Origin of the sequence: Azospirillum sp. B506 (assembly GCF_000333595.1) — a bacterium.
GTDB lineage: Bacteria > Pseudomonadota > Alphaproteobacteria > Azospirillales > Azospirillaceae > Azospirillum.
Genome location: NZ_BADK01000815.1, coordinates 1 through 1,588, shown reverse-complemented (window position 1 = coordinate 1,588; position 1,588 = coordinate 1). Strand labels below are relative to the sequence as shown.

Sequence of the window (1,588 nt, the reverse complement as noted above, 5' to 3'; positions counted from 1 at the left end):
GAACCTGGTGAACCTGAACAGCGCCACCAAACAACGACGGCAAGGGGTCGGTCGACCGCAACGAGAAGATCGAGCTGAAGGTGGCGGCGCTTGTGACCCAGANCCTGCCCAACGGCAACCTGGTCATCCAGGGCCACCAGGAAGTCCGGGTGAATTACGAACTGCGCGACCTGCAAATCCACGGCGTGATCCGTCCCGAGGACATCACCGCGCAGAACACCATCAGCTACGAGAAGATCGCCGAGGCCCGCATCTCCTACGGCGGCCGCGGCCAGATCACCGACGTCCAGCAGCCGCGCTACGGCCAGCAGCTGTACGACATCATCATGCCGTTCTGAGGACGTCTCACGAACCGGACGACAGAAAATGGCGATGCAACATGGCCATGGAGGGAGAAATCCCCCTACGGCCATGTTGCATGATGCTTCACGACAGGTTCGCGCCCTGTTCCCATGGGAAATTGCTGCCGATGGGTGGGGTGTGCCGGGCCGATGTTGCCGGGCCGCATTTGTCGAGATGGATCAGGGCCGAGATGGATCAGGCCGGCAGCGCCGCATCCCGGCTGAGGTGATGTGGCGGACGGCCCCTCCGGCGCAAAAGGGAAATCCGTGCCGACTGGACGAAAAGGATGCATCCATGTGTCCGGCCTGTTGTCGCCGCCACTGGCCTTGTTGAATTCCACGGAACGCAATTCCATCGCTCGAATGAGCGCAAAAGGCCTTGCTCCGCAAAGAAGCTTGGGTCTTGGAAGGCGTTGAAAAGGGGTTGGTGGGCCCGGCCGGATTTGAACCGACGACAACACCGTTATGAGCGGCGCGTTCTAACCGCTGAACTACAGGCCCTACCGCGGGCCGCACTTTGCGACAAAGCCGCGTGGAAATGCAACCCCTCGTTCATCGTTCCGACGCAGAAGCCTGAAAACGGAAACGGGGGCCGACCGGCCCCCGCTTCCTATCGAAAAGCAACCGTCCCGTATCAGGTATCCAGGAAACTGCGCAGCTTGCGCGACCGCGACGGGTGCTTCAGCTTGCGCAGCGCCTTCGCCTCGATCTGACGGATACGCTCGCGGGTCACGTTGAACTGCTGGCCGACTTCCTCCAGCGTGTGGTCGGTGTTCATGCCGATGCCGAAGCGCATGCGCAGGACGCGCTCCTCGCGCGGCGTCAGCGAGGCCAGGACGCGGGTCGTCGTCTCGCGCAGATTCGCCTGGATGGCGGCGTCGAGCGGCAGGACCGCGTTCTTGTCCTCGATGAAGTCGCCGAGATGCGAATCCTCCTCGTCACCGATCGGCGTTTCAAGCGAGATCGGTTCCTTGGCGATCTTCAGGACCTTGCGGACCTTCTCCAGCGGCATCATCAGACGCTCGGCCAGCTCTTCCGGGGTCGGCTCGCGGCCGATCTCGTGCAGCATCTGGCGGCTGGTGCGGACCAGCTTGTTGATCGTCTCGATCATGTGGACCGGAATGCGGATGGTCCGCGCCTGATCCGCGATGGAGCGGGTGATGGCCTGTCGAATCCACCAGGTGGCGTAGGTCGAAAACTTGTAGCCGCGCCGGTACTCGAACTAGTCCACCGCCTTCATCAGGCCG

1 tRNA gene and 2 pseudogenes are annotated in these 1,588 nt (G+C 62.4%); 1 reads left to right on the top strand and 2 read right to left on the bottom strand.

What is annotated here, in order from left to right:
- Window positions 1–338, top strand: a pseudogene (locus I71_RS25445) (flagellar basal body L-ring protein FlgH); the annotation flags it as partial.
- A gap of 428 nt (window positions 339–766) precedes the next feature.
- Here the strand turns inward: I71_RS25445 and I71_RS25440 are convergent.
- Together I71_RS25440 and I71_RS25435 are read right to left on the bottom strand one after the other, a co-directional pair.
- A tRNA-Ile gene (locus I71_RS25440) sits at window positions 767–842 on the bottom strand.
- Window positions 843–975: 133 nt separating this feature from the next.
- Window positions 976–1,588 (bottom strand): annotated as a pseudogene (locus I71_RS25435) (sigma-70 family RNA polymerase sigma factor); the annotation flags it as partial.